The organism is Paraburkholderia kururiensis JCM 10599 = LMG 19447 (assembly GCF_003986935.1).
In the GTDB taxonomy this organism is placed as follows: Bacteria; Pseudomonadota; Gammaproteobacteria; order Burkholderiales; family Burkholderiaceae; genus Paraburkholderia; species Paraburkholderia kururiensis.
The window spans coordinates 199,645-206,474 of the sequence record NZ_RJZE01000015.1 but is presented as its reverse complement, the minus strand read 5'-3'; the positions used below and the strand labels follow the sequence as shown (position 1 = coordinate 206,474).

Here is a 6,830-nt window from a genome sequence, read left to right as displayed (position 1 = left end):
ACCTCGCGGTCGAAGTGGGCGAGCTTTTCGAGCAGCCACACGTCCTGGAGCATGACCGGGCCACGCGGGCCCGCGGTCATCGAGTTCTGGTTGTCGGCAACGGGCGCGCCGGCGGCCGAGGTGAGATTGCGTTCGGACATCCTGGACTCCTTGGTGGTGATACTGGAATGGGAGAAACGGTGCGAAGAGGAAGGCGGGAAAGACAGCGTCTTAGCGTCTTGTTCAGGCCGATCTAGGCCGACAGCGCGCGATCCACGAGCAGCGAGAACGCGACCGTGCGCAGTTCGCGCATGGACGACTCAGAAGCGAAAACGCGCTGCGGCGCGATGGCGACGGGGGAATGCGATGCGCGCAGCGACGAGGCCTGCGCGGCGGAGTTGGCAATGGACGGCTGAACGGGCTGGGACATGGCTTCCTCCGGGGTGGGTGTGGATCGGTTGATCCATGGAGGAAACTATATCAACGCTATCGGTTCAGCGTATTTGATTGATTTTATTTATTCAATAGCCCTGGACTAAACAGGGCTAAAGGGCGGCCTTGCGCCATGGAAGAAATGGGGGCCGGGGCGCCGTCGACACCACCAGCCCGAAACCTCAGGCGGCCGCTGCCGGGATGTCGAGCTTCCTCACGCCAGGCAGATCGCACGCGGCGACGGCGTCGCAAATGGCGTCGATGGCCGGCATGCGTGTAAAGCTCTTGCGCCAGGCCAGCACGACGCGGCGATCTGGAACCGGTTCGTCGAACGGCACATAAGAAAGCAGCCCCGAATCGACGCCGCCCGCGTGCGGCTTTACTTCGTGCACCGACATGCGCGGCAGCACCGTGATGCCCACGCCGCTCGCCACCATGTGCCGGATGGTCTCCAGCGACGAGCCTTCGAAGGTCTTCTGGATGCCGTCGGCATTCTGCGAGAAGCGCATCAGCTCCGGACACACGCCCAGCACGTGGTCGCGGAAGCAATGGCCGCTGCCCAGCAGCAGCATCGTTTCCTGCTTGAGGTCGCCCGGATCGATCTTCGGGCGTTTTTCCCAGGCGTGGCCCGACGGCAGCGCCACGACGAACGGCTCGTCGTAGAGCGGGCGCAGCATGAGGCCGGTTTCGGGAAACGGCAGCGCCATGATGGCAACGTCGATTTCGCCCTGCTTCAGCAGTTCGATCAGCTTGAGCGTGTAGTTCTCCTGGAGCATCAGCGGCATCTGCGGAACGCGCTTGATCATCTGCTTCACGAGCGTGGGCAACAGATAGGGCCCGATGGTGTAGATCACGCCGAGGCGCAGCGGTCCGACGAGCGGGTCCTTGCCCTGCTTGGCGATTTCCTTGATGGCGAGCGTCTGTTCGAGCACGCGCTGCGCCTGCGTGACGATCTGCTCGCCGATGGGCGTCACGCTGACTTCGCTCGTGCCGCGCTCGAAGATCTGCACGTTCAGTTCGTCTTCGAGCTTCTTGATGGCAACAGAAAGCGTCGGCTGGCTGACGAAGCAGGCTTCGGCGGCGCGGCCGAAATGCCGTTCGCGAGCCACGGCGACGATGTATTTCAGTTCGGTCAGGGTCATTCGGGGACCAATCAGGCGAAAGATTCGATAGGTTTCAGTTATACACCTATGGGGCCAATTCGCCAATATTCAACCTGAATGAGGCTGGACGAGGATCGCCCTTTCCGCCTTTGAACCCGTCGCCCCTTCGCCCTTTCAGCCCTTGCCGCCAGCCTTACGCCTTCAGATACTGCTCGCGCGCGCCGAGCCAGCGCGTCAGATGCTGCGTCACCACGTGCGGGTACTCGTGCAGCAATCGTTCAGCGGCCTCGCGCGCCGGCTCGATGAGCCAGCCGTCGTTTTCTAGGCTGGCAAAGCGCAGCATCGCTGCGCCGGACTGCCGCGCGCCGAGAAACTCGCCCGGACCGCGAATCTCCAGGTCGCGCCGGGCGATCTCGAAGCCGTCCGTGGTTTCGCGCATGGTCTGCAGCCGCGCGCGGCCGGACTGCGAAAGCGGCCCGCTGTAAAGGAGCACGCACACCGACGCCGTGCTGCCCCGCCCCACCCGCCCGCGCAATTGATGCAACTGGGCAAGACCAAAGCGCTCCGCGTGCTCGATCACCATCAGGGACGCGTTCGGCACGTCCACGCCCACTTCGATCACGGTCGTCGCAACGAGCAGTTGCACCTCGTTGCGCGAAAACGCCTCCATCACGGCGGCCTTGTCCGCCGGGGCCAGGCGGCCATGCACAAGGCCCACTCTCAGCTCCGGCAGCGCGGCCACCAGCGTTTCGAACGTTTCCACCGCGGTCTGCAACTGCAGCGTCTCGCTTTCCTCGATCAGCGGGCAGACCCAGTACACCTGCCGACCCGTCAGCGCGGCCTCGCGCACGCGGGCGATCACTTCCTCGCGGCGCCCATCGGAGACGAGCTTCGTGAGGATCGGCGTGCGTCCGGGCGGCAGTTCGTCGATGGTGGAGACGTCGAGGTCCGCGTAGTAGGTCATGGCGAGCGTGCGCGGAATCGGCGTGGCCGACATCATGAGCTGGTGCGGCTGGAAGTCGCGCGCGCCATCCGCGGCCTGCGCCGCTTTGGCGCGCAACGCGAGCCGCTGCGCGACGCCGAACCGGTGCTGCTCGTCGACGATCACGAGCCCGAGGCGCGCGAACTCCACCGTGTCTTGGATGATGGCGTGCGTGCCGATGACGAGCCGCGCAGTGCCGAGCGCCGCCGCTTCCAGCGCCGCGCGCTTCTCTTTGGCCTTCAGGCTGCCGGCAAGCCAGGCCACGCTCACGCCGAGCGGTTCGAGCCAGTCGCGCAGCTTGCGCGCGTGCTGCTCGGCGAGTATTTCGGTGGGCGCCATCATCGCGGCCTGATAGCCGGCGTCGATGGCCTGCGCGGCAGCGAGCGCCGCCACGACGGTCTTGCCGCTGCCCACGTCGCCCTGCAACAGGCGCTGCATGGGATGCGGCAGCGTCAAGTCCTGCGCAATTTCGCCGACGACGCGTTGCTGCGCGCCCGTCAGCTTGAACGGCAGCGTCTGCATCAGCCGCGTGACGAGCGATGTGGCGTCGTCCGCAGCGCGCCGCGGCATGGCCGGCGCCGCACGCGTGCGGCGCTCCTCGTGGGCGCGCTTGAGCGAAAGCTGCTGCGCGAGCAGTTCCTCGAACTTGATGCGCGACCACGCGGGATGCGTGCCGTCGATCAACGCGGTCTCATCAGCGTTCACGGCGGGATGGTGAAGCGTGCGCACGGCGTCCATCAGCGGCGGCAGGCCGAGCGGCCCGAAATAGCGCCGCGCAATCGCCTCGGGCAACAGTTCGGGCAGCGCCGTGCGCGCGAGCGCATTGTCGATGGCCTTGCGCAGATACGCCTGCGTGACGCCCGCGGTGCTCGGATAAACGGGCGTGAGCGCCTGCGGCAAAGGCGTATCGGCATCGACCACGCGCACGGCCGGATGCACCATCTCCATGCCGAAGAAACCGCCCCGCACGTCGCCGCGAACCCGCAGACGCTTGCCGATCGCCATCTGCGTGACCTGCGAGCCGTAGAAATTCAGGAAGCGCAGCACGAGTTCATCGCCGGCGTCGTCACGCAGCTTCACGAGCAATTGGCGGCGCGGCCGGTAGGCGATCTCGTTGTCGAACACCACGCCTTCGGTTTGCGCGACACCGCCGGGCAACAGTTCGCCGATCGGCGTGAGCGTGGTTTCGTCTTCGTAGCGCATCGGCAGATGCAGCACGAGATCGATGTCGCGATGAAGGCCGAGCCGCACGAGCTTGTCGGCCGTTTTGGCGGCGGCGGATTTTGGGACGGCGGTTTTGGAAGCGGCCGAGCCGTCCGATTTTTCCCCGGCGTTTTCACCAGCAGCCTCGGCTGCCTTCGCAGCCCGGCGTTTCGACGTAGCGGATTTCGCGGCAGCCTTGCCGTTGCGCCGCGTTGCCGGCGTCCGGCCAGCGCGGTCGCCATGGTCGCCATGGTCGCCATGGTCGCTACGGTCGCTGTGGCCATCAGCCTCATTGCCGCTCTCACCGCCATTCGCCCCGCTTGCCGGCACGTCGCGTGCCACCCCCGCCGCATCCGAATCCAGCGCGTGCGCGTCCTGACTGCGCTGGCTGCGAGATTCTGCGGGGTTCGACGGGCGGGAGGGAAAAGGCATGAGTCGCTTCGCAAGTACAATGTCGGCTTTACGCAAAAAACGCGCGGGCGGCCGATCCACAACGGTTATCGGGGCCGCAGCACCGCCCCGCCATCATAGCCGCTTGCCGCTGGCGGGCGGCGCGCCCCGTTCCATCGTCTTTCGCATGTTCAAGCTTTCCGATTTCGACTTCGAGCTGCCGCCCGAACTCATCGCGCAAACCGCGCTGCCCGAGCGCAGCGCAAGCCGCCTGCTTGAAGTCCATAACCAGGCCGACCCGGCCAACCCGACCGGGCCGCGCCTCGTCGACCGCCGTTTTTCCGAGCTGCCCGACTGCATCCAGCCCGGCGATCTGCTTGTGTTCAACGATACCAAAGTGCTGAAGGCGCGGTTCCTCGGCCAGAAGGCCAGCGGCGGCCGCATCGAGGTGCTGGTCGAAAGGCTGACCGGCGAGCGTACCGCGCTCGCGCAGATCCGTGCAAGCAAGAGCCCCGCACCGGGCACGACGCTGCGCCTCGCCGACGCGTTCGAGGTCACGGTGGGCGAGCGCGTCGAGCCCTTCTACACGCTGCATTTTCCGGACGACTGCCTCACGCTGATCGAGCGCTACGGCCGCCTGCCGCTGCCGCCCTACATCGAGCACGATGCCGACGCCACCGACGAAACGCGCTACCAGACCGTGTTCGCGCAAAACCCGGGCGCGGTGGCAGCGCCCACTGCTGGCCTGCACTTCGACGCGCCGCTGCTCGCAAGACTCGACGAACGCGGCGTCGCGCGCGCCACGCTCACGCTGCACGTGGGCGCCGGCACCTTCCAGCCCGTGCGCGTGGACAACATCGCCGAACACAAGATGCACAGCGAGTGGTATCAACTGCCGCAGACGCTCGTGGATCGCATCGCGGCGACGAAAGCGCGTGGCAACCGCGTGATCGCGGTGGGCACGACGTCGATGCGCGCGCTCGAAGCCGCCGCACGCGACGCCGAAGCGGCAGGCAAGGCGCTCGCCGCGACGTCGGCGGAAACGGACATCTTCATCACGCCGGGCTATCGCTTTCGCGTGGTGGACCGGCTCGTCACGAACTTCCACTTGCCGAAGTCGACGCTGCTGATGCTGGTGTCCGCGTTCGCGGGCGTTGAAACGATTCGCGCCGCGTATCGCCACGCCATTCGCGAGCGCTACCGCTTCTTCAGCTACGGCGACGCGATGCTGCTCACGCGCGCCGCAGACGCAGGCGCCACTGCACCGTAAACGCTCGCCCCATAAGGCTCACAACCCATAACGGCTCATACCCCGTAACGGCGCGACAGCCGCGCCGCCTCGACACTGTTTCTTCGCCGCCGCGCTCCCTGCGGCGGTCGTTCACCACATGCGCCGGACTGTCTTCCGGTGGCACAGGAGTTACCGATGACCGCAGGTCCATCCGACCCTAGCCATACCCCGCCGCCGAACGGCCTTGCTTTCGAGCTGCTCGCGACCGACGGCCTCGCCCGGCGCGGCCGCCTCACGCTGAACCACGGCGTGATCGAGACGCCGATCTTCATGCCCGTGGGCACCTACGGCACGGTGAAGGCGATCCAGCCGCGCGAGCTGGAGGAAATTCACGCGCAGATCATTCTCGGCAACACGTTTCACCTGTGGCTGCGCCCCGGCCTCGACACCATCGCGGCGCACGGCGGCCTGCACGGCTTCATGGGCTGGAAGCGGCCCATCCTCACGGACTCGGGCGGCTTCCAGGTCTTCTCGCTCGGCGACCTGCGCAAGATCACCGAAGCGGGCGTCGCGTTCGCCTCGCCCGTGAACGGCGACAAGCTGTTCCTGTCGCCCGAAGTGTCGATGCAGATCCAGAAGGTGCTGAACTCGGACATCGTCATGCAGTTCGACGAATGCACGCCCTACGCCACCGACGGCGTGCCGACCTCGCACGAGGACGCAGCAGAATCGATGCGCATGTCGATGCGCTGGGCGAAGCGCTCCATCGACGAATTCCGCGGTCTCGGCAACCCCAACGCGCTCTTCGGCATCGTGCAGGGCGGCATGTACGAAGACCTGCGCGACGAGTCGCTCGCGGGGCTCTCGGAGATGGACTTTCACGGCTTCGCGATCGGCGGCCTTTCCGTGGGCGAACCGAAGGAAGACATGATGCGCGTGCTGAACCACATCGCACCGAAACTGCCCGCCCACAAGCCGCACTACCTGATGGGCGTGGGCACGCCCGAAGACCTCGTGGCAGGCGTGGCGGCCGGCGTCGACATGTTCGACTGCGTGATGCCCACGCGCAATGCGCGCAACGGCTGGCTCTTCACGCGCTTCGGCGACATCAAGATCCGCAACGCCACGCACCGCAATTCGCTGCGTCCGCTCGACGAGCACTGCGGCTGCTACACGTGCCGCAACTTCACGCGCGGCTACCTGCACCACCTGCATCGCGTGGGCGAGATTCTGGGCGCGCAGCTGAATACCATCCACAACCTGCACTACTACCTGGAATTGACGGGCGAGATTCGCGAAGCCATCGAAACCCACACCTTCGAGGCGTTCCGCAAGACGTTCCAGGAGAACCGCGCCCGCGGCGTGGAAGAGGCGGCGGCGGGATAGTCGGCTGTGCGACGCCGCCCGATTTCTACGCAGGCCATGCGCAAACGCACATTACAATCTGCTTTCACAACGGACGGGAGGCGCCCCGAAGCATGCCTGCCGGCATGCCCGGGAGCGCCGCAAG

6 protein-coding genes are annotated in these 6,830 nt (G+C 66.3%); 2 read left to right on the top strand and 4 right to left on the bottom strand.

Features of this window, described 5'->3' with window-relative positions:
• From PKKP23_RS19550 to recG, 4 genes are all read right to left on the bottom strand, one after another.
• A partial coding sequence (locus tag PKKP23_RS19550) for a catalase (RefSeq protein ID WP_126878090.1) occupies nucleotides 1–140 on the bottom strand: 140 nt, incomplete at its 3' end.
• A 92-nt stretch (nucleotides 141–232) separates the two neighbouring features.
• A complete protein-coding gene (locus tag PKKP23_RS33770) occupies nucleotides 233–409 on the bottom strand; it encodes a hypothetical protein (RefSeq protein WP_161978121.1) in 177 nt (58 codons plus the stop codon).
• 184 nt (nucleotides 410–593) lie between these two features.
• Nucleotides 594–1,553, bottom strand: a complete 960-nt coding sequence (locus tag PKKP23_RS19545; RefSeq protein WP_017776975.1) for a LysR substrate-binding domain-containing protein — start codon at nucleotides 1,551–1,553, stop codon at nucleotides 594–596.
• A gap of 154 nt (nucleotides 1,554–1,707) precedes the next feature.
• Nucleotides 1,708–4,131 (bottom strand): ATP-dependent DNA helicase RecG, encoded by a 2,424-nt coding sequence (recG, locus tag PKKP23_RS19540; RefSeq protein ID WP_240659064.1) that lies wholly within the window; start codon nucleotides 4,129–4,131, stop codon nucleotides 1,708–1,710.
• Between the two features lie 145 nt (nucleotides 4,132–4,276).
• On the opposite strand from recG, the gene queA reads away from it, so the two are divergent.
• Complete coding sequence (queA, locus tag PKKP23_RS19535; RefSeq protein WP_126878088.1) at nucleotides 4,277–5,359, top strand: tRNA preQ1(34) S-adenosylmethionine ribosyltransferase-isomerase QueA; 1,083 nt, start codon at nucleotides 4,277–4,279, stop codon at nucleotides 5,357–5,359.
• Between the two features lie 156 nt (nucleotides 5,360–5,515).
• A complete protein-coding gene (tgt, locus tag PKKP23_RS19530; RefSeq protein ID WP_126878087.1) occupies nucleotides 5,516–6,706 on the top strand; it encodes a tRNA guanosine(34) transglycosylase Tgt in 1,191 nt (396 codons plus the stop codon).
• Nucleotides 6,707–6,830: the final 124 nt, after the last annotated feature.

What these genes read in the sequence shown, in the direction of transcription:
- queA (WP_126878088.1), top strand. Translation starts at nt 4,277, where the DNA reads ATGTTCAAGCTTTCCGATTTCGACTTCGAGCTGCCGCCCGAACTCATC.
- PKKP23_RS33770 (WP_161978121.1), bottom strand. Translation starts at nt 409, where the DNA reads ATGTCCCAGCCCGTTCAGCCGTCCATTGCCAACTCCGCCGCGCAGGCC.
- recG (WP_240659064.1), bottom strand. Translation starts at nt 4,131, where the DNA reads ATGCCTTTTCCCTCCCGCCCGTCGAACCCCGCAGAATCTCGCAGCCAG.
- tgt (WP_126878087.1), top strand. Translation starts at nt 5,516, where the DNA reads ATGACCGCAGGTCCATCCGACCCTAGCCATACCCCGCCGCCGAACGGC.
- PKKP23_RS19545 (WP_017776975.1), bottom strand. Translation starts at nt 1,553, where the DNA reads ATGACCCTGACCGAACTGAAATACATCGTCGCCGTGGCTCGCGAACGG.